A 23,820-nucleotide genomic window follows, 5' to 3' on the forward strand; every position below is an offset into this window, starting at 1 on the left:
TTACTCTAAGCAGATAACCAGAGCTGCTTTGTCTTGACCCCAAGTTATAGGGATTACAAACGAGCGTATTTCGCGGGGTAATTTAATATCTTCAAGCTGACCTTTTACAATGACCGGAACAGAGATAACAAACTCAGGCCCTAAATCTCTGCGAGCATTCCCTGAAACGGTATTGGCTACTTCACCTACCACATCACATAAGTTGTCATCTTCTAAATCATCTTCGCCTAAAGCTTGCAGTAACTTTGCCAATAATCGACCTGGCGCAGAAAAGTAAACACAGCCTTTTCGCGCGCCTGCAATACCGATAATGCCTGTGTAATCAAAAGCCACTTTAGTATCGCTAGAGACTAAATAAGGAACGCCGACATCGACTTGTTGGCCGGCAAAGGTGCTAAAGAAATATTTTGTACCTTCAATAAATACTTGTAATTGTTCTTCTTTCATTTTGCTTAAATATCCTCTAGCAATTGCTCAAATGCATCATTGAGCTCATCTTCCGTAAACGGTTTACAAATGAAGCCTCGAGCGCCAATCGTGAGGGCGCGAATTGCGGTTGCTTTATCCGCTAGTGCTGACACAACCAAAATGCGCGTGTCAGGCTTAACTTCTAGAATTTTTTCAATACTTTCAATGCCATCCATCTCTGGCATAGTTAAATCCATGGTGACTAGATCGGGTTGGGTTTGCTTTACAAGTTCAACAGCCTCAAGACCATTACATGCACTGCCAACAACTTCTAGATCACCTACTTTATTGCTTCGTCTAATTTTACGACGAATAATATTTGAATCATCAACTATTAACAACTTCATGGTTAACCTGCTCTACCCCAATATTTTGATCTGTTTCATTATAAGTTTTTGTTGTCGTTGTAATTTTACCTGGTAATACAATCTCAAAACGACAACCTTTATTTTGTTTGTAGCTTAGCTTCATCTTACCGCCAGCTTCCATTACAGATTGCTTAATTACATCCAGTCCAACGCCACGACCTGCGTGCATAGATACGTTTGATGCAGTGGAGAATCCTGGCTGGAAAATCAGATTGAGGATTTCACCATTAGACATTTTTTCAATATCTTGCTCAGACACTAAGTCGTTTTGTAGCGCATGACGTTTGATGCGATTAACCGATAAACCAGCACCGTCATCAATAATGGTTAGTGAGTAATTGCCATCAGATTTTTGTTGGAAGCTTGCTTTTACAGTTCCTTGCGGTGATTTACCTAGTTCAACCCGTTTGTTTGGCTCTTCGATACCATGAACAACAGCGTTACGTACTAATTGTATTGCGACTTCACGCACCTTACGAATATATGCCGGTGGAACATGATGGCTGTCTAGTCCTTGAGTGACTAGGTTAACCATTTTGTTTTCATCTTCAGCAACGCGTTTAACCAAGCTATTTATTTCAGCAAACGACTGCGTATTTGAGTGTGTCACTGGCTGTGCCGTGTCTGAATGCTGGTCGCTAATGTTCGCAATTTGTTCACTTAAAAGACGCAAGCTACCAATCTGTGAAAATAGTTCGTCAAGTTTTACGGTGAATGGTAGGAAACTATTACCCGTGATTTCATCGCTATTGCGAATGTCGGTCAATACATCTTCCATTTCGTGAGTCTTCTTCTCAACAGGGGATACATCTAATGCCGAAGCATCGCCTTTGATTGAGTGAATAATGCGCTGGAATTGCACCACGTTTGCCATATAGGCTTTGTGGTCTTGATTGGAAGACTTTAACTCTTCATTGATTAAGTTAATGCCGTCGCTAGCCTTGTCAAGAAAGTCGATAAAGGCACTTTTCTCGATACTTAAGATACTCACTAAGCTATCAACTTCACCTTTTGCTTTGGTTTTTGCTTCTTCTAGTTCGCGTTCTAGCTCAACCTCAACGGTTCGATCCATTACGGTTACCAGTACATGTGATACCCGTTTATTAACGCGTACACGGTTGAACTGGAAGGAAAGATACTTAGTTTCAAACAGACCAGTAGGACCAAGCAGGTTTACTTCAATTTGTTTTAGCGGGTTTAAGCTTTGGATAAGGTTTTCATTTACGTGTTCTTTAAAGAGTAGGCCGATGTAATCTTCAGAAAGCTGTAGCTCGCTGTCTGATACCATGTCTTTTAAAAGTACCGCTAGTTTTTTACCGTCTAAATCTTGGCGACCAAAGATGTTAACCAGCTCTTGAGAATACTGTGAGCCGATGATTAGTTCTTGGTCAAGTAGGAATAAGCCTTCTTTTACCGTACCAAGAATTTCGGCGTTTTCTTTTTGTGACAGCTCAAGTTGTTCATCGTTTTTCTTCAAACGACCAACAAAAATAAACATGATAACAAAGAAGTTCAATATCGCCGCAACCACAGCTGCTAGCTCTACGTACTGCAGCATCTGCGTTTTCTCGTTAGCTTGCTGCTCCATGTAACGGGTTAAATCGTTCATGAATGTAAGTAGTGTTGCGTTCGTTTCTTTTACCGTGGCGATTGACTCATGGATATCAAGAAGTGAAACCTGCTCGCTGCCGTTATTTATGATAGGGCCGAGTATTTCCCGATATTGTTGCCAAAGTTGTAAGCCCGCATCCACTGATTGCATCGCTGCTTCAGAGTTTACCGGTTGAACTTCAATTTGTTCGGTATCATTGATATCGGTGACTGGTACCATGCCACCTTCTTTTAGCGCTACGAGCGTGACATCAAACAACTCGAAAGTATCAGCAAACTCCTGAAAATTATCTGTAACGTCAAGGTTTACAGCTAAGTCGTCCTGTAACTCGTAAAGAGATTTTAATAGCTTTTGCGTCAACATCCCTTGTCGACCAGCTAAATTAACACTTTCAGTTTCTTGTTGAATTTCTTTTGACACGAAATAGTTCAGCGCCAACACACAGGTATCTAAGACAAGAAATAAAGTAATTGCAGCTACAATACCGCGGTATTTGCCCAAATCGTGCAACAACATGGTTTAACTTCCTTATACAAAGCTATTGAAGATTTAAAATATCTTTATAAACAATAGGTTTTAATGTTTAACACATTTAATTGTCTGAATATAACATGCCGTTTTTAGAAAACCTAGTTACAACAATTCGCTATGTGAGCTTAAGCAAGTAACTGACACCTTTAAACTAGGTCGATAGGGTTAATTTATCTTGTAGTTTATTAAGTCTATAAGCTGGTTTAAGCCTACCTTATTTACGCTTTCCAAATCATCGACTTCACATTGTAAGGCCTTCTCTATTTCGACTAAATTAAAACCTGAGGAAAAACAGGCGTCTAGAATTGTTGTTAACACGCTCTGGTTTATGGTGCCAGTTGATTCTAACTCTAAATTAGCTTGTTCTATTAATTGTGTTAGAGAGGGGAAATTATTTTGCGGAAGTGAAAATTTCATGCTTATCCTTGGCTGGCATTAGCGATGGCTGAGTGTGAACTTGAGGGCGTTGCTTGCCCTTATAAATATTATTCTTTATTCTGCCAGACTCCCCTCGAAGGGCAAGGGTTTAGGTCATATATAAGGATAATGTCACCATGAACGTGCAAGAATACATGCAAAATTTAGGTAAAAGCGCGAGAGCGGCGTCACGTCAGATTGCCGCGGCAACCTCTGGCACTAAAAATAACGCGCTACTCGCGATCGCTGATGCATTAAATGAAACACGTGATTTTTTGATTGCAGAGAATGAAAAAGATTTACAGGCGGGTCGTGAAAAAGGGCTTGATGAAGCCATGATTGACCGCTTGGCCTTAACGTCTCAAGGCATTGATAAAATGATAGAAGGCTTAACTCAAGTCGCCGCATTACCCGATCCTTGTGGTGCGATTACTGACCTAAACTACATGCCTTCAGGTATTCAAGTGGGCAAAATGCGTGTGCCACTGGGAGTGATCGGTATTATTTACGAATCGCGTCCTAACGTGACGATTGATGCGGCGAGTTTGTGCCTTAAATCTGGCAATGCAACCATCTTGCGTGGCGGTAGTGAAGCAATACATTCTAATCGTGCTGTCGCGCAATGTATTAAATCGGGTTTACAAAAAGCCGGATTGCCGGAAACGGCTGTGCAGGTTGTTGAAACAACAGATCGCGCGGCGGTAGGTGAGCTAATCACTATGGCCGAGTATGTGGATGTGATTGTGCCTCGTGGCGGCAAGAGCTTAATTGAGCGTATTTCTAAAGATGCTAAGGTGACAGTGATTAAACACTTAGATGGTATTTGTCATGTCTACATTGATGATCAGGCCGATTTAGACAAAGCTTATGACATTGCCATTAATGCTAAGACTCATCGCTATGGGGTTTGTAATGCAATGGAAACCTTGTTAATCAACCAAGCGGTCGCGGCTGATATTCTTCCTCGCTTAGCAAAAGGTTACGGTGAAAAAGGGGTGGAGTTAAGAGGTTGCCCAGAAACACGCGCAATTATTGCTGCAGAAGTGGCCACAGATGAAGATTGGGCAACTGAATATTTAGCGCCTATTTTATCGATTAAAGTCGTACCCGATATGGATGCCGCTATGGATCACATAGCTAAATACAGCTCTGCACATTCTGAATCCATTGTTACTCAGGATTATTCAAAAGGGCGTCGCTTTATTACTGAAGTTGATTCAAGCTCTGTCATGATAAATGCGTCTACGCGCTTCGCCGATGGTTTTGAATATGGGTTAGGCGCTGAAATTGGCATTTCAACTGATAAAATTCATGCGCGAGGGCCTGTTGGATTGGAGGGGCTAACCTCGCAAAAGTGGGTTGTGCTTGGTGATGGGCATATTCGTCAATAATCAAATGCTAACAAGAAAAAAGCCGAACATAGGTTCGGCTTTATTGTATTAACTAACTGAGCTTTGAAAAAGTACTTTTTAAAGCCAGGGTTTAAACTAAGAAAAATTTCTCAGCATATCCGGTACAAAAATTAGCGGTAGTAACGAATTTCAACACGCTTGTTAGCTTGTTGGCCCGCTTTCGTATCATTAGTCGCGACAGGTTGTGTTTCGCCGTAACCGACGGCTGTCATGCGTGATACTTCAACACCTTGAGATGCAAGAAATGCTTTTACAGATTCAGCGCGTTTTTGTGATAGCGTCATATTGTAGTCATCGCTACCTGTACTAGATGTATGTCCAGCAATTTCTACATCGCTAGATTCGCGAACTAGGCGAGATGCAACAGCTTCAAGAATTGTTTTCGCTTCTATAGTTAGCTCTGCAGAAGCTTCACCAAAAACAACACCTGGTAGATGTTGGACTTGTGTGTATGTGCCAGTCTCTTCTTTAACGATTAATTGTGAAAGAAGTATTTTTAGCTCTTCAGTACATTGAGTGCTGGCTTCTTCTTTATACATAGCAGCATTATTCGCGGCTTTTTCAGCTGCTGAATATTCAACTTCACTTAGTTGGCCATCAGATGCTTTTCCAATTAGTCTGTTCGCTTGCTCTAATGCTTGAGCAGTGTTGTGAATGGCAACAATACATTGACCACTAGCGTTATTTTGTACTTCATTGATTGTTTGTTGGATTGGTTCAACATTTTTATTAGTTGAACAGCCAGCAAGAACTGCGATTGCTGCGGTAGTTAGTAGCAGTTTTTTCATCGTTTTTCCTTTGGTTGGTTTTTTTGACTATAGAAAATACAAAAACAAATATTGATCCTAACCAGTTTAATATAATACAGAGTATGTATTATGACTGGTTTTTTATTTAATTTTGATTTTTATCACTAATTATATGCTAATTCAAGAGTGTTGCATCATTGTGACACAAAAAAAGCAGTTGTAGATTTTAAATTATTAATTTCAATTGTTTTTATTTTGTTGTTTCTATTTGTATTTTTCTCATGTAATGGACTCAATACTATCACGTTAGGCAAGCCAAACCGAGTTATTTTAGTGACGCCAATAGGAGGTGGGCTCGTGATTGTCAAGCCGTGATCTTGGCTTTGTTTTTCTTGTCTGCTCTCAATTATATTAAAGAAACTGGCGAGTAAGCCGATAATTACCTAGCTTTTATAATAATAAGGTAACCGTTTAGTTACCTAGGCTGCAGTAAGCATGATTGAGGATGCAAAATGACACTAAAAACAAAAGTATGGGGCATGGCTACGTTGACCTTAGTTGCCCTCTTAGGGGTTATGCTAATGGGCCTTTATACCTTGAGGCAGGCCAGTGATATCGATAATAAGTCGAGAATATATCAATTACTTAAGAGTACCTTTTCTACTGTTAACCAAATCGAGTTGTATGTCGCGTCAGGCAAAATGAGCGATGAGCAAGGTAAAGAGTTGGCGGCGCAGATTCTTCGTGAGAATAAATATAATGACTCCGAATATGTCTACGTGGCTGACGAAAATATGAATTTTGTGGCTGCGCCTCATGATCCTCAGCTTCATGGCACCAGCTTCCATGATTTTAAAGATGCGCAAGGGGCAAGCGTTGGACAAATTCTACTGAATGCGGTGAAAGCAAACCCCAATGGCATTGTTGAATATGAGTGGACGTCGCGAAATGCAGATGGTGACGTTGCTGATTTACTTTCTGTTGCTCAAGTGTCAAAACGCTGGAAATGGGCTGTCGGAACGGGGATTCGCTCTACTGAAGTAGACGAACGTTTTTGGAATTCGGCACAAAATCAGCTGATTCTGTGTTTAATTATTGCTGCTATTCTGGGCTTTATCATTATTACGACGATTCGCAAAATAACGACTGACTTAGGTGGTGAGCCTGAAGATGTATTGACCTTAGTTCGAGCGGTTGCTGCGGGGGATTTATCAACCAAAGTGAAACGCGATGGTGAAGATTTTGATGAGTCGAGCATTTATGGTTCGGTAGTGACCATGCAAGCGTCACTACGAGATATTATGAACAGCGTTGCGGCTGCGACTGCTGAGCTGCGCAATGAAGCAACCAATGCTGATAGTCGCTCAAGCCAGGTTGATCAGGTATCGGATGTACAGCGCAGTGAAACGGACATGGTTGCCACTTCGATGACAGAAATGTCATCGTCTGCTAGAACCGTTGCAGAAAGTGCAAATAATGCTGCAGCCTCAACTCAAGAAGCGGACGCAGAAGGTCAAAGGGCGCAAAATATCGTATTAAGTTCGGTTAGTTCAATTGAAGGCTTGGCTTCTCAAATTGATGAAGCCGCGCAAGTGATTGGTGAGCTTGGACGTGATGTAGATAATATCGTGTCGGTGTTAGATGTTATTCGAGGCATTGCTGAGCAAACTAACTTGTTGGCGTTAAATGCAGCAATTGAAGCAGCAAGGGCTGGTGAGCAAGGTCGTGGTTTTGCGGTCGTTGCAGACGAAGTGCGAAATTTAGCGAAACGAACTCAAGATAGCACCGCAGAAATTCAGCAAATGATAGAACGCTTACAAAGTGGTTCGCAAAAAGCCGTCAGTTCAATGGAGAACAGTAAAACGTCAAGTATTGATACAGTATCGGGCGCGCAAGAGGCGGCACAAGCCTTACAACAAATTGCTGATTCGTTAGGCACTATAACCGAAATGAACCATCAAATAGCCAGTGCTGCAGATGAACAAACTAAGGTAGGGGATGATATCTCTCATCGTATCAACGCTATTGCTGACAGCTCTCACCAAGCTGCGGAGCTCGCCCGTGAAAACCGAGCTTCGACTAACGTTATAATGGATTTAGCCGATAACCTAGAGCAGCAAATACGTAAGTTCAAAGTAAGTTAATGGCGCTTGCCGATATGAAAGCGCAGCATTAAGCTGCGCTTTTTTTTGCCTAACGAAGAAGAGGCCTGCTTTTTGTTTGATCCCAACGTTGGCATCACTGAGTTAGCAGCGGTATGATGCGCCCTAGGGATATTTATTGCTGTCACCTGAGCTTTAGCTAAGCAATTTAGTCTGTTTTTAGCTATGAAAACAAAGCTTATCAGTGAAAACATACTTGATATTATGAAGATAAGTTAAACAGAGTTACAGTGATTGTGGTAAACGAGATAGGTTAAATGTAGTTAGCGACGCTTTGTAAGCGTCGCAATTTGGAGTCAAGCATGAACGATTTTGAGCAAGAATTAAAAGCAATGGAAGAAGAAGCGGTAGATGAAACACCGCTTCCGAGTATTGAAGAGCAGCGAGCCATTGTTGCTAAATTGAAAGCATTAGAGGAAAAAGGCGAACTCACTCCGGAAGTGATGGCTGAGCATTTTGCCACTTATGCCACTGAAACTAATCGTGTTAAGAATTTGGCGGCAACGGAAGAAGAAGAGTAATTTCAAATACTCGAAACAATGTAAAAAGCATAGCTCGCGATGGTGTTGACAAACTAGAGCTATGCTTTTTTGAACTGATTAGTTAGTGACTTGTTGCCAAGCCCAGCTTAACCATGGAAGTAGCGCTTCAAGATCACTGGCCTCAACCGTGCTACCACACCAAATTCGTAATCCATCTGGCGCATCGCGGTATGAGCCAATGTCATAGGCCACGCCTTCATTCTCAAGTAATTTAATGAATTGTTTCACTTGGTCTGCACTCGCTTTTAATGTAAAGCAAGCACTGGTATTTGAAATGGTTTCGGGGGCTTGAGCAAGAAATTCAATCCAATCATTTTCTGCTACAAATTTCGCTAATACAGCGAGGTTGTCTTTCGACTTTTGGATCGCTGCCGGTAAGCCTCCAATCCCATCAACCCAATCTAATGCATCTTGATAATCCGCAACACACAACATTGAAGGTGTATTAATTGTCGCACCACTGAAAATCCCCTCGATTAATTTGCCTTTAGCGGTTAAGCGGAAAATTTTTGGTAGCGGCCACGCTGGGGTGTAACTTTCAAGGCGCGCTACTGCGCGAGGGCTTAAAATAATCATGCCGTGTGCGCCTTCACCGCCCAGTACTTTTTGCCAGCTAAAGGTGATTACGTCTAGCTTTTCCCAAGGCATTTCCATCGCAAAAACAGCGGATGTTGCATCGCAAATCATCAAGCCTTGGCGATCATCTTTGATCCAATCTCCGTTAGGTACTTTTACCCCTGAAGTAGTGCCATTCCAAGTGAATACCACGTCATTATCTTGATTGATGTTGGTTAGATCGGGTAATAAACCATAATCAGCAAAGTGGGTGTTTACATTTTCAAGCTTCAGCTGTTGACTAATATCCGTAAACCATTCTTGACCAAATGATTCCCAAGCAACCACGTCCACCCCACGGGCTCCGAGCATAGACCACATGATCATTTCCATCGCACCAGTATCAGAGCCTGGAACGATACCGACTCGATAGCCTTCAGGTAAACCTAAAATGCGCGCGGTATCATCAATCGCCTTACCTAAAGCATTTTTACCAACAGCGGCACGGTGCGAGCGGCCTAAAGTCTCAGTTTTTAACTCAGCTAAGCTGTAACCAGGTCGTTTGCTACATGGGCCTGATGAAAAATTTGGGTTCGCGGGCTTGTTCAAAATAGTCATATGTTCCTGAGATCCTTGGTATTAAGATATTATATTTGTGGGCTGGCGCCCAAATTGAACGAGTTAACCAAACTATGCTAAAAAGATGCGAAAAGTGAGGTTGGTATTATCAGGCTTAGTGTGCGATAAGCGCGTTAATGAGGCAAAAATACCACGAAGCTTTAACCTTAATCTATAGTTTTAACGATGGCTTTCGTCATTGTCGCGTCACTAATAAAGGTTTTTAATATAAGGAAACTGGCATGGCAATAAATATCACCAGTCAAGAACGGGCATTGCTCAAAAGTATCAGTATTCCACCTCGGCCTGCTGTGTTACTAACTGTTGCCGAAGAGGCAGGCAAGCCTGAGCCGGATGTTTCAGTGATAGCTAAAGCCATTAGTTCCGATGTCAGTATTGCTTCTGCTGTGTTGCAAGTTGTCAATTCAGCGGCTTTTCGCCGTGCTAAAGAAATACAATCAATCAACCAAGCCGTCATGATGCTAGGGTTAAAACGAATTATTCCTCTGGTGAAAGCGGTCGCCCTCAGATCGGCGATGAGCTCTCATGCGTTACTTGATGATTTTTGGGAGCAAGCAACGGAAGTTGCACAAGCAAGCTCTGTTGTCGCCAAATTATTAGGTAAAGATGCCTTGGTTGATAACGCTTATATGCTAGGCCTATTCCATTTATCGGGTGTACCAGTGATGATGCTGGGTTTTGAGCAATACCCTGCGCTTTATGCTCAACTTGATGAGTTAGGCTGGCCTGCTTTGACAGAGCGAGAGCACCAATCATTTGGTACTGCACACACAACGATTGGCGCTTTATTGTCACAGCAATGGATGTTGCCAAAGGCATTAGTTGAAATTATCTACTACCAACAAGATGCCGCAGGTTTTTATCAATCTGGCGAGATGCCTCCTGTGGCGTTAGATTTATTATCTATTTTAAAAATCGCGCGACATGTGGTGTTGAATAATTCCGACTCGGAATGGGCTCAGGTACAAGTCCCCATTGGCGAGCACTTTAATCTGGATGATATTCAATTAGAGGAGCTTCTTGACCGCGCAGATGAAGAATTAACAACCCAATGTTGAGAGCCAGATCACGTAAACTCGATAACACGGTGATAAATTCAGCAGTCGAAAATAATTTGTCATAAAAGGCTTTACCTTTAAAAATCATTTGGTATTATCTGCCTCGTTCTTCAGCAGGGGTGTAGTTCCAACGGCAGAACGTCGGATTCCAAATCCGAATGTTGGGAGTTCGAATCTCTCCACCCCTGCCACATTTTAAAAAGCCTGACTTAGTGTCAGGCTTTTTTCGTTTACAATTCCTGCTTTTCTTCAGTTCTAACATAGCTACCAGTCAGACATTTCGGTAATATTCTTTTTCTTACTTCTGCGCTAACCGAGCTAATGAATCAATACCAAGCTTTTATATTAAAAGAAATGGGCATTACACTATGGCTGTCAAATCAAAGCCTAGATCAACCTATCAAGGATGACTTATCGGCAGCCGATGATCCCCTTATCATTGATGATGAAACTGAAATAGTCATTTTGGCTGAGTCGGACGTGTTGCAAAATGAATTTGTTAGCGCTGTGCTTAAATCGATGGGGCTTACTGTAGCGCAAGCACAGGTCGTCACGCAGGAACGTTTTTTGCAATACCAAGGCCCGTTACCTTTGTGGGTATGGAGTACTCAGTCACCACTTGCGCTTCGTCGTTCAACACAGGTAATAAACAGCGCCAGTATTGATCAAGTCAGTCAAGACCCGCTGCAAAAGCGAGGTTTATGGCAGCAAATAAAATCCTATCAGACACAATAGAGAATATGAATGACTGATTATTCAGAGCTTTGTATCATGCCAATGGCCCTTAATGATTTACCACAGGTGATCCGTATTGAGGCTCAAGCTCATGCTTTTCCGTGGAGTGAGAAGTTATTTAGCAGTAATTTTGGTACCCGATATTTTAATCATGTTTTGTCACAAGATGAGCGGGTGCTTGGCTACTATGTCGCGAGTCAGGCGGGTGTTGAAGCAACGTTACTTAACATTGCTATTGCTCCAAATGAGCAAGGTAAGGGGTTGGGACGTAAACTACTAGAGCACTTACTTGACCACGCAAGTACTAAGCAGATCGAAGAAATTTGGCTGGAAGTTAGAGAGTCAAACCAAAGTGCTCATCATTTGTATAATGAACTAGGTTTTGTCGAAGTAGACCGAAGGAAAGGTTACTACCCCACAGCAGAAGGACGCGAAGATGCGATTGTTATGTGTTGCTACCTTGATCCCGTTGTTTAAATATGTGCTAGCGGTCTGTTTGACGATGAGCGTCTGTCTCCCGAGTTTGGCTGCTCGCGATGTTTATAAATATCAAGATGAGCAGGGTAACTGGGTGTTTACTGCTATTAAACCTCAGGTCGTGTTTGAGGTAGAGCATGAGCGTGTGGCAGAGCCTGAGGTATCTCCCGTGCGCGTGTTACATAAAGTTATCAACGGGGAAAACCAAGCAGAAGTGATTGCTGTTAACAATTATGGTATGCCCGTGACCGTTAAATTAGCGTTTACTGAGCTGACTAACACAAAAACTTCCATCTCAATACCTGAGGCATTTGCACTCGCACCAAACAGCCGGCAAACGTTATTTACTATCTTTCCTGAGCAGCCTGGCCAATGGCGTTTTCAGTATCAATATAGTTTCACCCCCGGTAAGCTGGATCCTGAGTTTTACGCTGATTATGCTTATCAAGTGCCCTTTAACCTGCCCCAAGCCGCCTATATCTCGCAAGGTTTTAATGGCAGTTTTACGCATTCTGAGCCTCACAGCCAATACGCAATTGATGTTCCGCTACCTGAAGGGACCGAAGTTGTTGCCGCAAGAGAGGGCACTGTCGTTGAAGTGGTCGAAAACAATAGTGGCGCTGCAACGGCTGACTTTGCCAAAACGAAGGCTAATGTGGTCCGCATTGCTCATGCCGATGGTACGATGACGGTTTATGCCCACCTTAAAACCTTTTCTTCTAAGGTCAGAGTCGGGCAGTTGGTGAAGCGGGGTGAGCCTATTGCCTTATCTGGCAACACGGGGTTCAGTACAGGTCCTCATTTACACTTTGCGGTACAAATTAATCAGCAACATGAATTAGTCGCGGTGCCATTTTTGTTGCAGATAAATGGTGCCGTGGTAGAGCCTAAACCTGGCCTTAAAATAGCGCCTCAAGGTTAAGTCATTATTTATCTGAGTTTTGCTTAATGAGGGGTTTAGTGGAATAATCCGCGGCTGCATAAATAGGAGTAAGAACTCGATGATCACCAAAAATCAAATTAAGCTGATTAACTCTCTCGCACAGAAAAAATACCGTAAACAACACGGTTTATTTATCGTGCAAGGTGAAAAAAATGTCGTCGAGCTATTTGCATCGAACTTTGAAATTCATCAGGTTTTTGCTACTGAATCATTTTTAGATAAATATCAAGCTCATCTAACCACTACTCACTTTGTCGCCGCCACGTCAGAGGAATTAGCGAAAGCGGGTACTTTTAGTTCCAATAACACCGCGATAGCCTTAGTTAAAACGCGACAACTTGCGTTACCCGACAACAATTTAAATGAACTGGTATTGGCCTTAGATGGCGTATCTGACCCCGGTAACCTAGGCACCCTAATCCGCCTTGCTGATTGGTATGGCATAAAGCAGATTGTAGCAAGTGAAGACTGTGCGGATGTTTATAATCCAAAAGTGATCAGCGCTACCATGGGCTCATTTTGCCGAATTAATGTGGTTAATACCGATCTTGTCGCTTACTTGTCGCAGCAAACTGTGCCAATTTATGGTGCTTTTCTAGAAGGTGAAAATATTCATCAAGCAGCATTAAGTCAGCAAGGGGTGATACTGCTAGGCAGTGAATCTCACGGTATTCGGGGGAGTGTATCTAACTTAGTTAGCCACAAAATAACTATACCGAGTTTTGGTCTGGCTGAATCGTTAAATGTGGCCATGGCTGGGGCAATTATTTTAGATAACTTCAAGCGGCTATAAGGACAACTGAAGCTTAATTATTGGGTGGATAGCCAAGATGTTCCTTGGCTTAAACCAAACTGTGTATCTTGATCATAGTTTTTTTCCGCGTTAGCTATTTTCAATATATGTTGTTGTGCTAGGTCTTCAGCTTGAAGTTTGATCTCTTCGCAGGTTGCTGCTGCAGGTAATGTTAATATCGACTTTTCTATCGCCTGTAGTGCTTCTACCGCAATTTTTTTATGGCCATCTAAGTGCATAAAGATACCTTGATAAAACCCCTCCCACTTGAGCTGTAATGCTTCCGGTGCTGTGGCTTGATCAAGCCAGCGCGGTAACCGGTAATCAATTTTGAGCCAAGTGTTTACGTGGGTGATTTTGCAGCCTGATGGTGATTCTTTCGTGATCAGTACCCAACCTTTTTGCCAATGGTTGTCATTGTGAAACACCTTGTGCTGGGCAAAGTAATCATTTTGCTTACTCAGTTGTTCACTAATCGCGTGCTCTGTTTGACCATAAAAGCCAAGGTGCTTGTAATGGATGGTAATTTCAGGTGTCGCCCAAAGTGGAAATGAAATCAACACTGAGAGAAGACTAGATAAACAAAAAAATAATCGGATCATATTGTCTTCTTTATTATGTCTAAGAAAGATTGCTATTCAGCAGGTTGCATTATTATAACGCTGACTTATAGTTTTTTCTTAGCGTCTCAAGTGATTATTTGGTTTTATTACATTAATTTGATTATGGAGTAGGGATACGCCAGCGTTGCCAAAGAGCTAGTTTCACGTGCCTTTTGCTGTCTTATTGATTTTGATTTACCTGAAAGCAAGTATTTTAAAGTTGAAGTACATCGAGGGGCATAAAAAAGGCCTCATTAAGAGGCCTTAAGGGTAACTTGCTTACACTCAGATACTTGCTTCCTGCGTTGTACCTAATCGGGTATAAGACCAAATTGATTACCGTGAAAAACTGGTTTAAGAAGCTATTTACTAGCTAAAGATTGCTTTCAAGGTGCTGAGTCTATTGAGCATATCTGTTAAGTAAGACCGAGCATTTTTGTAATGGTTCAATCTTTTTTCTCTTTTTTAAGAAATATTTTTCAACTGGTTTAAAAGTCGAGTTAAATCAATATCTGACGCCAACTTCAACTGTTGCGCAGCTGATTTACTCTGGGTTAATTTCACCGCTATGTCAGCTTGTGACGCAAATACAATCCAGTTGCCAGAGCTAACATGGCAACCATACAGGTAAGGGAAATTTTTTCTTAGGGCGGCGGCAAAGTCGTGATTTTCACTGTGTTCATGCCAACAATTAAGGACGAGTATGCCTTCAGCTTTTAACTGTGAGCAACAGTGCTGTAGGAAGTCATCACTTAATTGGGCTTGATCAACCCCTAGTGCGTGATAAATGTCAGCAAACAGCAAGTCTACTTTTTTGTGCTGATTTTGCTTAATGAAAGCCACGGCATCATCATTGATTAAGGTTATTTTTTTACCATGAGGGAGTCGAAAAAAACGTTTTGCAATTTCGATAACCGCGCTCCTTAATTCCACGGCGGTTAGTTTTATACCAGGAACCGCATGATGTAATGCACTCACCAAGCAACCTGCGCCTAAGCCTAATACCATGGCACTTTTCGGCTGACTGAATAACAGGGCTAATAACATCCCCTGAATATATTCATGCTCAGGTAGGTGGGGATGACGTTTGTCTTGACGGCTTTGTTCATCACCAGGACCAAATGAAAGTTTACGAATAGTACCTTCTTCACTCACTTCAATGGGGCCCCATTTATCTTGAGTTTGAAACAGTAATTGCGCAGACATATAACTTGGCCCTAATGCGAGAAAAGCGGCATTATCCTGACTATTTCAAGGGGGGTCAATCTAGCGCGTTATGCTGCGTGAGTTGATATCCGTCAAAACAGTGAGTTCGCAGTGATTTTTTCGTACTACTGATACTTTCTACTCGCGCAAAAGTGCTCGCTTGTTTATATTGTTTTGTTTTTATATAGATGATTTAAGTTGAGGGTAAGATGCAAGGTACGGTTTTAGATATCAATGAAGCAGCGCAGACTGGCCTGATCAAATGTGATGAAGGTGATCGTTATGAATTTTCACTGGCAATTTGGGGGGGAAATATCCCGCCGAAAACCTTAGATAAGGTTGAATTTTTTGTTGAGAATGGGGAGGTCAAGCATATTGCTCCACTGGGCCAGGTCCAATCCAGTGCTCCTAGCCAGCCGAATCTTGCCGCTACAATGCCGAACAAGCCTGTAGAAACATCGCCTTTAGCCGTTGTGAGTCTTATTTTTGGTATTTTAGGTATTTTTATCTTTGGCTCACTTATCGCGATTATCTGTGGCCATATCGCACGCAGTAATATACGTCAAAGCCAAGGTAAATTATCCGGAGATGGCATGGCCTTAGCGGGATTAATAACCGGCTATATTGGCATGGTTTTGTTTATTGGCACTTTAGTGATGTATGCCATTATTGGTGCGGCAGAATTTGGCTATTAACAGGGCATCGATGATTTTTGTTGTAGTTAAACTTAGATCTCTTATTTAATCGCTTTTAAGTAGCCTATGCCTAATTGCCGCATTTGCTGCCTGATCCATTGCTCGCGCTTTATTTGATAAGTACTCGGCGCCGCGGCGCTGAAACGATAAGGGTTAGGTAGCACTGCGGCCAATCGCGCACTCTGCGCCGCAGAAAGTTGCTTAGCGCTTACGCCAAAATAATGCTGACTCGCCGCTTCTACGCCATAAATGCCGGGGCCAAACTCAACAATGTTGAGGTAAATTTCTAAGATCCGTTGCTTATTCCATTGCCACTCAATTAGTAACGTCAGCCAAGCTTCAATGGCTTTGCGCGGAATACTTTTACCTGACCACAAATACAAATTTTTTACCGTTTGTTGGCTTAGCGTACTTGCGCCGCGAAAACGTTTACCACTGATCATATCGTCGATTGCTTGCTTAGTAGACTCAACATCAATGCCATTATGGCTTAAGAATAATTGATCTTCGGCCGCTATCACCGCCAGCTGCATTGAGCTAGAAATGTCCTCAATCGATACCCAGTGATACTTAGCATCTTCGGGATAGAGTGCTGGAGGATTGAACTCACGTTGTAGTTGCCAACTCCAAAAAATGGGGTTGATATATTTAAGGGGGAAAGTGATCAAGAGTGAGCTGACAACAATAAAAACCCCAACCGTAAAGCAGGCTTTTAACAACCATTTCATATGCATTTCCCCTGACGTTAGAGTGCTAATATATAAAGGTTTGTAAGGGATTGAAAGGGGTTGGGGGCCAGAGGTTGGCCGCCAACAGTTATTGATGAGTTTACAGATGCAGGAATACTGCGATTACATAATGAGTCAAGCCTAGTTCGGCCGGACTAGTATTTGATAAGTGAGCTATGAGTTTGCGGACTGCAAAATAGTGCTGGTTAAATAATTAGCGACGCCGAGTTGATGTGCATGGCCAATGATCTCAGCGTGCGGCACCGCGGCTTTAACACTTTCGGCGGCATTGAGCATCACTTTTGGGTGGGCGGCATATTGTAGCATTTCAATGTCGTTTTCACCGTCGCCAAACGCCATCACTTGATGAGCGGCCAAGCCTAGATGTTTACATAAAGCATCAACTGCGGTGGCCTTTGAAATGCCTCTTGGCATAAGCTCTAAACAATGAGGTAGCGAAAATAAGCAATCTAATTGGCCTTGGTATTTTGTTGTTAGCTCAGCTTGCAGTGCCAATAGTCCCATACGGTCGCCCCATAAGAAAAATTTTACCGCTTGTTTGTCTTGAATAAAGTGAGGTGTTACTAATTCACACTTAAAGCCCGCCTTGTCACTGTATGCTTCTAGCTTGGCATTGGTTTCGGTGGCATACCAATTAAAGTCGGTATACATGTTTAAAAATACGCCTTCTGGCATTGGGTGATGCACTAGTTCTTGGGTAATGTGATCTGGAATGTAAGCACTCGCTATCACCTCGCCATTTGGCGCAATTGCCATACCACCATTACAGCTGATCATGCCAATGGGGCGGTCAATTTTTTTTGCTAAATCAGCTACGTCAGTGTGGTGGCGTCCTGTGGCGATAGCAAATATGCGTCCTGCATCATGTAAGTTACGAATAGCGGCTAAGGTCTCAGGCGCTAAGGAATGATCTTCCTGTAATAGGGTTCCATCAAGATCACTAACAAAAAGCACAGGCATGGCATCTCCAGTAGATAATAGGAAAAAGGGAAAAGCAGTGGCAGTCTATCCTTTGCCTGCGGCTAAATAAAGAGCAAGTGTGTTACTAAATGTAACTTGCTCTTTATTCGTATTATTTCAAAATACAAGGGATGAGTTGCATTAGTATTGCTGATAAATGCTCAGTTTATCTTCAGAAAAAGCTATCACATCAAAGCCTTTATACGGCTGGCCTGGTAGTGCCATGCCAGGCGAATGCTGTGGCATACCGGGGGCTGCTAAGCCTTTAATATCGGTTGGACGCTCTTTTAATAAACGAGCGATATCTGCTTCCGGTACATGGCCCTCAATAAGGTAACCATCAATGACAGCGCTGTGGCATGACTGCAGTTGTGGCGGCATAAAGTGGGCTTTTTTCACGTCGGTCCAATCAGACTGGTGATGCACATTAACGGCATAGCCTTTTTGCTCCATGATGGTGGCCCACTCGGTGCAACAGCCACAAGTCGGCGATTTATAAAGTTCTATGGTCGGATTGGCGTAAAGCCAGTTGCTCCACATGAGTAATACAAAGCTTGATACATAAGCGATTTTTTTCATTGATAATTCTCTTGATTAGTTGGTAATGAAGCACCAAGGTTAATTGGCGCTTATTATTCGTTGAGATTAGAGTTGAATGTTTTTCACCATTCCCGCTTCGCTGTGGCCGGGAATATTACAAGCAAACTGAACTTGAGTTTCACCATGGAAATGCCAAAGTAACTGCTTTGCTTTACCAGGCTTAACGGTCACAGCATTACCACTTTCATGGGCGTGACTGGCCATGGTTTTCATCATTTCACGGTGCTCTCGCATTTCCTCTATTGAGCCAATTGCAAATTCGTGATCAATTTTACCTGTGTTCATCACCACAAATTGCACTACATCATTGGGCTTGATAGTGCCTTCTTGCTTAAAGGTGATTTTCATATCATCACTTAATATCACATGCACCACTTTGTCTGGCTTAGCACCGGGTGCAGGCATACCCACCGCGGTCATTCCCGGCATTCCTGCCATGCTGGTGGCATCCATTTGAGAATGATCCATATTGGAATGGTCTACTGTCTCTGCAGGCATTTCCATCTGGCTGTGATCCTCCATTTGCGAATGGTCCATATTCGAGTGATCCATTGTTGAATGGTCAACCTTGTCTGTTGTCGCCCAGCTGGTGGTTGATGCTAGTGTGATGGCTAATGCTAATAATGATTTTTTCATGGTATTTATCCTTTTAAATTAATTTAGTTTGATGTTTCAGTTGTTTGATTAATAAGTGCGTGGCGCTTAATTTCTTGGTTTTTCCACAGTTTGAAAATAGCGGGAAGGACGAGTAAGGTCAGCATTAGCGCTGAGGCCATGCCGCCGATCATTGGCGCGGCAATGCGTTGCATCACTTCTGAGCCGGTACCTGAGCCATACATGATCGGGATTAAACCTATGATCACCGTCAGTACCGTCATCATCACCGGGCGTACGCGCAGCCCTGCGCCTTCTTCGATGGCTTGGCTTAAATCTTGCGCCGAGATGGCTTGCTGATTTTCTTCGGCATGCAATTTTTTGTAATGCCACGCTTGGTTTAAATAGACCAACATGATCACGCCAATTTCGACTGCCACGCCTGCCAGTGCAATAAAGCCCACACCCACGGCAATAGAGAAGTTATAGCCAAGCACATGCATTAGCCATAAGCCGCCGACCATGGCTAACGGCAAGGTTGCCATGATGATTAGCACCTCACCAACACGGCGAAAACTTAAATAAAGCAGCAACATAATGATGGACAGCGTGATCGGCGTCACGATGCTCAAGCGTGCCTTGGCGCGCTCCATATACTCATATTGTCCAGACCACGCGAGGGAATAACCTGCGGGTAAGTCCAGTTGCTCGGCCACCACTTGCTTGGCGTCTGCTACATAGGAGCTAAGATCGCGCCCTTCAATATCGACAAATACCCAGCCATTGGGGCGGGCGTTTTCGGTTTTGATCATTGGTGGACCGTCTTCATAGCGAATATCTGCGACATCGGCTAATGCAATGCGGGCACCATTAGGTGTGACTAAAGGTAAATTTTGTAGCTTCACGACCGAATCACGGTAATCTTGTGGATAGCGCACATTGATGGGATAGCGTTGCAGCCCTTCAACGGTTTCACCGACATTCATGCCGCCCACGGCAGTTGAGATCACTTGCTGCACCTCATTGATGTTAAGGCCATAGCGTGCGGCATGATGACGTTTAATATCGATGGTGACATAGCGACCGCCTGCTACGCGCTCGGCGTAAACCGATGCGGTGCCTGCTACTTGGTTCAAAATAGGCTCAAGGGCGGCGCCGATGGCTTCGATCTGTTTCAGGTCGGGACCCGCTATCTTGACGCCGATTGGGGTTTTTATTCCCGTTGCTAGCATGTCGATGCGGGTTTTAATCGGCATGACCCAAGCATTGGTGATACCGGGAAATTGAATTAGCTGATCGAGTTCTTTATGCAGTTTTTCCGGTGTCATGCCTTCACGCCATTGATCGCGCGGCTTAAATTGGATCACCGTTTCTATCATGGTTAACGGCGCTGGATCGGTAGCCGATTCGGCGCGGCCGACTTTACCCCAAGCCGTTTTCACTTCAGGCACGGTTTTAATCAGCTTGTTAGTTTGCTGCAAGATCTCACGCGCTTTACCAATGGAGACACCGGGGAAGGTGGTCGGCATGTACATTAAATCCCCTTCATCGAGTGGCGGTATAAATTCACCGCCAAGCTTAGTGATGGGGTAATAAGCCGAGGCCATTAACGTTAAAGCCACCACTATCATGGTTTTAGGGAAAGTTAAGCTGAGCTTTAACAAAGGACGATACAGCGCCACTAAGCTGCGGTTCACTGGGTTTTTATGCTCAGGTAAAATGTTACCGCGAATAAAATAACCCATTAATACCGGCACTAAGGTAATGGCGAGGCCCGCTGCGGCGGCCATGGCATAGGTTTTAGTAAACGCCAGTGGCGAGAACATTTTGCCTTCTTGACCTTCTAAGGCAAACACCGGCACAAAGCTTAAGGTAATGATTAGCAATGAGAAAAATAGCGGCGCGCCGACTTCTTCAGCGGCTTTGCCGATCACCTGCCAGCGGTTTTTGTCGGTCAGCGGCGTACGCTCAATGTGTTTGTGTACGTTTTCTATCATCACTATCGCGCCATCAACCATGGCACCAATCGCAATGGCAATGCCGCCCAATGACATGATGTTGGCGTTAATGCCTTGCCAATGCATGATGATAAAAGCCGACAGAATGCCGACAGGTAAACTCAGTGCTATGACCAGTGATGAGCGAATATGGAATAAAAACAAGGCACAAACCACTGCTACCACAATGAATTCTTCGGCTAGCTTGGTCCAAAGGTTATCGACCGCGGCATTGATCAAAGTCGATCTATCATAGGTAGTGACAATTTCGACGCCATCGGGCAAGCCTTTTTGCAGCTCGGCAAGTTTGATTTTGACATTGTCGATCACTTCACTGGCATTTTCGCCAAAGCGCATCACCACCACGCCGCCGACAGCTTCCCCTTCACCATTGAGCTCCGAAATACCGCGGCGCATTTGTGGCCCTAAGCTAATATCAGCAATGTCGCCTAACAATAATGGCGTGCCTTTATCGGTGACCTTTAACGGCAGCGCTTTAATGTCTTCGATATTAGACAGGTAGCCAGTCGTACGCACCATATGCTCGGCTTCGGCGACTTCAATCACCGAGGCGCCGGACTCTTGGTTACCGTTTTTTATCGCCATATTAACTTGTTGCAAGGTCAGGTTATACGCGCGCAATTTGGCTGGATCGATTTGCACCTGGTATTGCTTAACCATGCCGCCAACGGTGGCTATTTCCGACACGCCAGCAACGGTTTGTAGCTCGTATTTTAAAAACCAATCTTGCAAACTGCGCAGCTCTGCTAAATCGTGTTGGCCGGTTTTATCTTGCAATACATAATTGAAGATCCAGCCAACCCCAGTGGCATCAGGGCCTAAGGTTGGTTTAGCGCTCTCCGGTAATTTCGGGGCTACTTGACTTAAGTACTCCAGCACTCGCGAGCGCGCCCAGTACATATCGGTTTGATCATTAAAAATAATGTAAACGTACGAGTCGCCAAAAAATGAGTAACCACGCACCGTGACTGCGCCGGGTACCGCTAGCATCGCGGTGGTAAGTGGATAGGTGACTTGATCTTCCACTACTTGCGGCGCTTGGCCGGGATAGCTGGTTTTGATGATCACTTGCACATCGGATAGATCCGGCAAGGCATCAACGGGCGTGTTTTTTACGCTGTATAAGCCGCCAAGCACTAGAAATACCGTGGCTACTAACACCAAGAAGCGGTTGTTAATGGACCAGCGAATAATCAGTGGGATCATAATTTATCCCCTTTATTAACCACTTGGATTAACTGAAATGCTTGCCCCTGTTTTTGCAGTAAAAACCTCACCTCTTGTCCTTCGGTAAACTGGCGGAGATCAATCTTGTTTGCTGCGCTGTCGTTAACACTAAAGTTCATTTCGCCCGCTTGCCAATTGAGTTCGTTCACGGCTTGATGGGCGATAGTGAGTATGCCAAAGTCCGCCATCAGCATCGAAATCGTGCCACTTGCCCAAACTTCAGTCGGGGCTGTGCTTTCGCTCACTTGGTAATTGATGATTTCATAGCCACCGGCAGCAGTTTTTTGCATTTCAAAATCAATATTTTGACCTACTTTTTCATCTGTTAACTGCAAACCATCCGCTAAGGTAAAATCCATCACCATCCCCGGCCAATCCCATTCTTTTACCGGCTGGTGGTTGATAGTGAGCATGTTATGCCCCGCCATCACTTGGGTGATTTCGCCTTTGGCCCATACGCTGTTTAGCGCCGGCTCAATACCATTGATACGCGATAAATCGGCGGTTTGGCTGGATTCTGAATCCAATAAAAAATGCGCCGAGGTCACCACTAAATCTTGCTCGGTTAAGCCCGCTAAAACTTCAATTTGCTCGCCCGCTTCTCGGCCCACTTCAATGCGCGCCGAGCGGTATTTGCCATTACCTTCAGATAATACGACTCGGGTCATACCACCAGAGCGGATCACTGAAGATCTCGGAATGGTCATCACGGCTTGCTGAGTTTGTGGTTGTAAGGTGATGTTGGCAAACATGTTTGGCTTTAGGGCGTAGTCTGCATTGCTAAATTTTAAACGCATTCTCAAGGTGCGCGTTTTAGGGTCAAGGATCGGATAGACGTAATCCACTTCTCCTTGCCAATTTTGCCCTGGCAGTGCGTCTAAGCGCATGCTGGCTTTTGAGCCTGCTTTGATCCAATGGGCTTGGCGCTCAAACACTTCGGCATCAACCCACACTTCATCAATCGGACCGCCGCTGATCACCGCTTGCGCAGGTGAAAGGTAGCCACCTTCGCGAATGTTTAAACTGGCGATGATGCCGCTGTCTAAGGCTTTTACTTGGATGTTTTGTTGCGCTTTGCCTTGGCGCACGATTTGTTTTATTTGCGCGCGATCCACCCCTAAGGTGACTAACCGCTCGGTTGCGCCCTTAATCAGTCCTGAGCGCTCGGTGCGATAGGCGTTGAGTAATTCTTCTTGGGCTTTGACTAGTTCAGGTGAATACAAGGTAAACAGGACATCGCCTTTATTGACTCGCTCACCGACGGCGTTAATGTTGAGTTTTTCTACCCAGCCACTGACGCGCACGTTCGTTTGCCAAAGACGACTTTCATCAAAGGCGATGTAACCGACGGTTTCAATTTGCGGGGTTAAGGGCGCAATGGTGACGCCTTGGGTTTTAACACCTAGGTTATTCTCCACTGCAGGGTTAATTTTAACGGTGCCCGCAATGTCATTATTGCCCGCTAAATCTTCAGCATAAACAGGAACTAAGTCCATGCCCATCGGGGATTTACCCGGCTTGTCGCGCTGATAGTTGGGATCCATTGGCGCGACCCAATAAAGGGGCTTATCACTGGCGGCTGGGTTTTCTTGGTTTGCTGCTGCGCCAGTCAGTGCAACAAGATAAGGCTGACCTGCATCACTGGCGACATAACCGAGTGCAACGCCCACTAATAAGGTGATGGTGGCAATACTAAATGTTTTCATTG

General features: G+C 43.9%; 23 protein-coding genes and 1 tRNA gene. 10 read left to right on the forward strand and 14 right to left on the reverse strand.

Annotated elements, in window-relative coordinates; genetic code table 11:
* From Q4519_RS11965 to Q4519_RS11980, 4 genes are all read right to left on the reverse strand, one after another.
* Window positions 1-447 carry a chemotaxis protein CheX gene (locus tag Q4519_RS11965; RefSeq protein WP_232802819.1) on the reverse strand — a complete coding sequence of 149 codons (447 nt, stop codon included), beginning with the start codon at window positions 445-447 and terminating at the stop codon, window positions 1-3.
* Between the two features lie 5 nt (window positions 448-452).
* Window positions 453-815 carry a response regulator gene (locus Q4519_RS11970; RefSeq protein ID WP_232802820.1) on the reverse strand — a complete coding sequence of 121 codons (363 nt, stop codon included), beginning with the start codon at window positions 813-815 and terminating at the stop codon, window positions 453-455.
* Window positions 796-2,964 (reverse strand): ATP-binding protein, encoded by a 2,169-nt coding sequence (locus Q4519_RS11975; protein WP_232802821.1) that lies wholly within the window; start codon window positions 2,962-2,964, stop codon window positions 796-798. The genes Q4519_RS11970 and Q4519_RS11975 overlap by 20 nt, the downstream gene beginning before the upstream one ends.
* Window positions 2,965-3,144: 180 nt before the next feature.
* Complete coding sequence (locus tag Q4519_RS11980; protein ID WP_303512482.1) at window positions 3,145-3,396, reverse strand: hypothetical protein; 252 nt, start codon at window positions 3,394-3,396, stop codon at window positions 3,145-3,147.
* Window positions 3,397-3,533: 137 nt separating this feature from the next.
* On the opposite strand from Q4519_RS11980, the gene Q4519_RS11985 reads away from it, so the two are divergent.
* Window positions 3,534-4,787, forward strand: a complete 1,254-nt coding sequence (locus Q4519_RS11985) for a glutamate-5-semialdehyde dehydrogenase (protein ID WP_303512485.1) — start codon at window positions 3,534-3,536, stop codon at window positions 4,785-4,787.
* A 131-nt stretch (window positions 4,788-4,918) separates the two neighbouring features.
* On the opposite strand, the gene Q4519_RS11990 is transcribed toward Q4519_RS11985, so the two are convergent.
* The gene (locus Q4519_RS11990) at window positions 4,919-5,596 is read right to left on the reverse strand and encodes an OmpA family protein (RefSeq protein WP_232802824.1); all 678 of its coding nucleotides are present in this window, start codon (window positions 5,594-5,596) and stop codon (window positions 4,919-4,921) included.
* 473 nt (window positions 5,597-6,069) lie between these two features.
* On the opposite strand from Q4519_RS11990, the gene Q4519_RS11995 reads away from it, so the two are divergent.
* Window positions 6,070-7,701: a methyl-accepting chemotaxis protein gene (locus Q4519_RS11995; protein WP_303512486.1), complete on the forward strand. Its 1,632-nt coding sequence runs from the start codon at window positions 6,070-6,072 to the stop codon at window positions 7,699-7,701.
* Between the two features lie 320 nt (window positions 7,702-8,021).
* On the forward strand, window positions 8,022-8,240 hold the full coding sequence (locus Q4519_RS12000) for a hypothetical protein (protein WP_232802826.1): 219 nt from the start codon (window positions 8,022-8,024) through the stop codon (window positions 8,238-8,240).
* 78 nt (window positions 8,241-8,318) lie between these two features.
* Here Q4519_RS12000 and Q4519_RS12005 read toward each other — a convergent pair whose 3' ends face one another.
* A complete protein-coding gene (locus Q4519_RS12005) occupies window positions 8,319-9,434 on the reverse strand; it encodes a phosphoserine transaminase (RefSeq protein ID WP_303512488.1) in 1,116 nt (371 codons plus the stop codon).
* A 242-nt stretch (window positions 9,435-9,676) separates the two neighbouring features.
* On the opposite strand from Q4519_RS12005, the gene Q4519_RS12010 reads away from it, so the two are divergent.
* From Q4519_RS12010 to Q4519_RS12035, 6 genes are all read left to right on the forward strand, one after another.
* Entirely contained in the window at window positions 9,677-10,513 is an 837-nt protein-coding gene (locus tag Q4519_RS12010) for an HDOD domain-containing protein (RefSeq protein ID WP_232802828.1), read from the forward strand.
* Between the two features lie 115 nt (window positions 10,514-10,628).
* Window positions 10,629-10,704, forward strand: a tRNA-Trp gene (locus Q4519_RS12015).
* Between the two features lie 130 nt (window positions 10,705-10,834).
* Entirely contained in the window at window positions 10,835-11,248 is a 414-nt protein-coding gene (locus Q4519_RS12020) for a DNA polymerase III subunit psi (RefSeq protein ID WP_303512490.1), read from the forward strand.
* 9 nt (window positions 11,249-11,257) lie between these two features.
* Entirely contained in the window at window positions 11,258-11,725 is a 468-nt protein-coding gene (gene rimI / locus Q4519_RS12025; protein WP_303512492.1) for a ribosomal protein S18-alanine N-acetyltransferase, read from the forward strand.
* Complete coding sequence (locus tag Q4519_RS12030; protein WP_303512494.1) at window positions 11,685-12,647, forward strand: M23 family metallopeptidase; 963 nt, start codon at window positions 11,685-11,687, stop codon at window positions 12,645-12,647. The genes rimI and Q4519_RS12030 overlap by 41 nt, the downstream gene beginning before the upstream one ends.
* A 79-nt stretch (window positions 12,648-12,726) precedes the next feature.
* Window positions 12,727-13,461, forward strand: a complete 735-nt coding sequence (locus Q4519_RS12035) for an RNA methyltransferase (RefSeq protein WP_303512495.1) — start codon at window positions 12,727-12,729, stop codon at window positions 13,459-13,461.
* Window positions 13,462-13,478: 17 nt separating this feature from the next.
* On the opposite strand, the gene Q4519_RS12040 is transcribed toward Q4519_RS12035, so the two are convergent.
* The gene (locus tag Q4519_RS12040) at window positions 13,479-14,063 is read right to left on the reverse strand and encodes a DUF922 domain-containing protein (RefSeq protein WP_232802832.1); all 585 of its coding nucleotides are present in this window, start codon (window positions 14,061-14,063) and stop codon (window positions 13,479-13,481) included.
* Between the two features lie 465 nt (window positions 14,064-14,528).
* Window positions 14,529-15,269 carry a spermidine synthase gene (locus tag Q4519_RS12045; protein WP_303512496.1) on the reverse strand — a complete coding sequence of 247 codons (741 nt, stop codon included), beginning with the start codon at window positions 15,267-15,269 and terminating at the stop codon, window positions 14,529-14,531.
* Between the two features lie 209 nt (window positions 15,270-15,478).
* On the opposite strand from Q4519_RS12045, the gene Q4519_RS12050 reads away from it, so the two are divergent.
* Window positions 15,479-15,964 (forward strand): DUF4190 domain-containing protein, encoded by a 486-nt coding sequence (locus Q4519_RS12050; RefSeq protein WP_232802834.1) that lies wholly within the window; start codon window positions 15,479-15,481, stop codon window positions 15,962-15,964.
* Window positions 15,965-16,005: 41 nt separating this feature from the next.
* Here Q4519_RS12050 and mtgA read toward each other — a convergent pair whose 3' ends face one another.
* From mtgA to Q4519_RS12080, 6 genes are all read right to left on the reverse strand, one after another.
* A complete protein-coding gene (mtgA, locus tag Q4519_RS12055; RefSeq protein ID WP_232802835.1) occupies window positions 16,006-16,692 on the reverse strand; it encodes a monofunctional biosynthetic peptidoglycan transglycosylase in 687 nt (228 codons plus the stop codon).
* Window positions 16,693-16,866: 174 nt separating this feature from the next.
* Entirely contained in the window at window positions 16,867-17,673 is an 807-nt protein-coding gene (locus Q4519_RS12060) for an HAD family hydrolase (RefSeq protein WP_303512497.1), read from the reverse strand.
* 141 nt (window positions 17,674-17,814) lie between these two features.
* Window positions 17,815-18,252 (reverse strand): DUF411 domain-containing protein, encoded by a 438-nt coding sequence (locus Q4519_RS12065; RefSeq protein WP_303512499.1) that lies wholly within the window; start codon window positions 18,250-18,252, stop codon window positions 17,815-17,817.
* 66 nt (window positions 18,253-18,318) lie between these two features.
* Complete coding sequence (locus tag Q4519_RS12070; RefSeq protein WP_303512502.1) at window positions 18,319-18,909, reverse strand: hypothetical protein; 591 nt, start codon at window positions 18,907-18,909, stop codon at window positions 18,319-18,321.
* A gap of 23 nt (window positions 18,910-18,932) precedes the next feature.
* The gene (locus tag Q4519_RS12075; RefSeq protein WP_303512504.1) at window positions 18,933-22,091 is read right to left on the reverse strand and encodes an efflux RND transporter permease subunit; all 3,159 of its coding nucleotides are present in this window, start codon (window positions 22,089-22,091) and stop codon (window positions 18,933-18,935) included.
* Window positions 22,088-23,818 carry an efflux RND transporter periplasmic adaptor subunit gene (locus tag Q4519_RS12080; RefSeq protein ID WP_303512506.1) on the reverse strand — a complete coding sequence of 577 codons (1,731 nt, stop codon included), beginning with the start codon at window positions 23,816-23,818 and terminating at the stop codon, window positions 22,088-22,090. The genes Q4519_RS12075 and Q4519_RS12080 overlap by 4 nt, the downstream gene beginning before the upstream one ends.
* Between the last annotated feature and the right edge of the window lie 2 nt (window positions 23,819-23,820).

It is taken from the genome of Motilimonas sp. 1_MG-2023, assembly GCF_030547455.1.
Classification (GTDB): Bacteria; Pseudomonadota; Gammaproteobacteria; order Enterobacterales; family CBDFNC01; genus Motilimonas.

Bases quoted from the DNA above. Each gene is read 5' to 3' on its own strand.
- Q4519_RS11965 (WP_232802819.1), bottom strand. From the start codon at position 447: ATGAAAGAAGAACAATTACAAGTATTTATTGAAGGTACAAAATATTTC.
- Q4519_RS11970 (WP_232802820.1), bottom strand. From the start codon at position 815: ATGAAGTTGTTAATAGTTGATGATTCAAATATTATTCGTCGTAAAATT.
- Q4519_RS11975 (WP_232802821.1), bottom strand. From the start codon at position 2,964: ATGTTGTTGCACGATTTGGGCAAATACCGCGGTATTGTAGCTGCAATT.
- Q4519_RS11980 (WP_303512482.1), bottom strand. From the start codon at position 3,396: ATGAAATTTTCACTTCCGCAAAATAATTTCCCCTCTCTAACACAATTA.
- Q4519_RS11985 (WP_303512485.1), top strand. From the start codon at position 3,534: ATGAACGTGCAAGAATACATGCAAAATTTAGGTAAAAGCGCGAGAGCG.
- Q4519_RS11990 (WP_232802824.1), bottom strand. From the start codon at position 5,596: ATGAAAAAACTGCTACTAACTACCGCAGCAATCGCAGTTCTTGCTGGC.
- Q4519_RS11995 (WP_303512486.1), top strand. From the start codon at position 6,070: ATGACACTAAAAACAAAAGTATGGGGCATGGCTACGTTGACCTTAGTT.
- Q4519_RS12000 (WP_232802826.1), top strand. From the start codon at position 8,022: ATGAACGATTTTGAGCAAGAATTAAAAGCAATGGAAGAAGAAGCGGTA.
- Q4519_RS12005 (WP_303512488.1), bottom strand. From the start codon at position 9,434: ATGACTATTTTGAACAAGCCCGCGAACCCAAATTTTTCATCAGGCCCA.
- Q4519_RS12010 (WP_232802828.1), top strand. From the start codon at position 9,677: ATGGCAATAAATATCACCAGTCAAGAACGGGCATTGCTCAAAAGTATC.
- Q4519_RS12020 (WP_303512490.1), top strand. From the start codon at position 10,835: ATGAATCAATACCAAGCTTTTATATTAAAAGAAATGGGCATTACACTA.
- rimI (WP_303512492.1), top strand. From the start codon at position 11,258: ATGACTGATTATTCAGAGCTTTGTATCATGCCAATGGCCCTTAATGAT.
- Q4519_RS12030 (WP_303512494.1), top strand. From the start codon at position 11,685: ATGCGATTGTTATGTGTTGCTACCTTGATCCCGTTGTTTAAATATGTG.
- Q4519_RS12035 (WP_303512495.1), top strand. From the start codon at position 12,727: ATGATCACCAAAAATCAAATTAAGCTGATTAACTCTCTCGCACAGAAA.
- Q4519_RS12040 (WP_232802832.1), bottom strand. From the start codon at position 14,063: ATGATCCGATTATTTTTTTGTTTATCTAGTCTTCTCTCAGTGTTGATT.
- Q4519_RS12045 (WP_303512496.1), bottom strand. From the start codon at position 15,269: ATGTCTGCGCAATTACTGTTTCAAACTCAAGATAAATGGGGCCCCATT.
- Q4519_RS12050 (WP_232802834.1), top strand. From the start codon at position 15,479: ATGCAAGGTACGGTTTTAGATATCAATGAAGCAGCGCAGACTGGCCTG.
- mtgA (WP_232802835.1), bottom strand. From the start codon at position 16,692: ATGAAATGGTTGTTAAAAGCCTGCTTTACGGTTGGGGTTTTTATTGTT.
- Q4519_RS12060 (WP_303512497.1), bottom strand. From the start codon at position 17,673: ATGCCTGTGCTTTTTGTTAGTGATCTTGATGGAACCCTATTACAGGAA.
- Q4519_RS12065 (WP_303512499.1), bottom strand. From the start codon at position 18,252: ATGAAAAAAATCGCTTATGTATCAAGCTTTGTATTACTCATGTGGAGC.
- Q4519_RS12070 (WP_303512502.1), bottom strand. From the start codon at position 18,909: ATGAAAAAATCATTATTAGCATTAGCCATCACACTAGCATCAACCACC.
- Q4519_RS12075 (WP_303512504.1), bottom strand. From the start codon at position 22,091: ATGATCCCACTGATTATTCGCTGGTCCATTAACAACCGCTTCTTGGTG.
- Q4519_RS12080 (WP_303512506.1), bottom strand. From the start codon at position 23,818: ATGAAAACATTTAGTATTGCCACCATCACCTTATTAGTGGGCGTTGCA.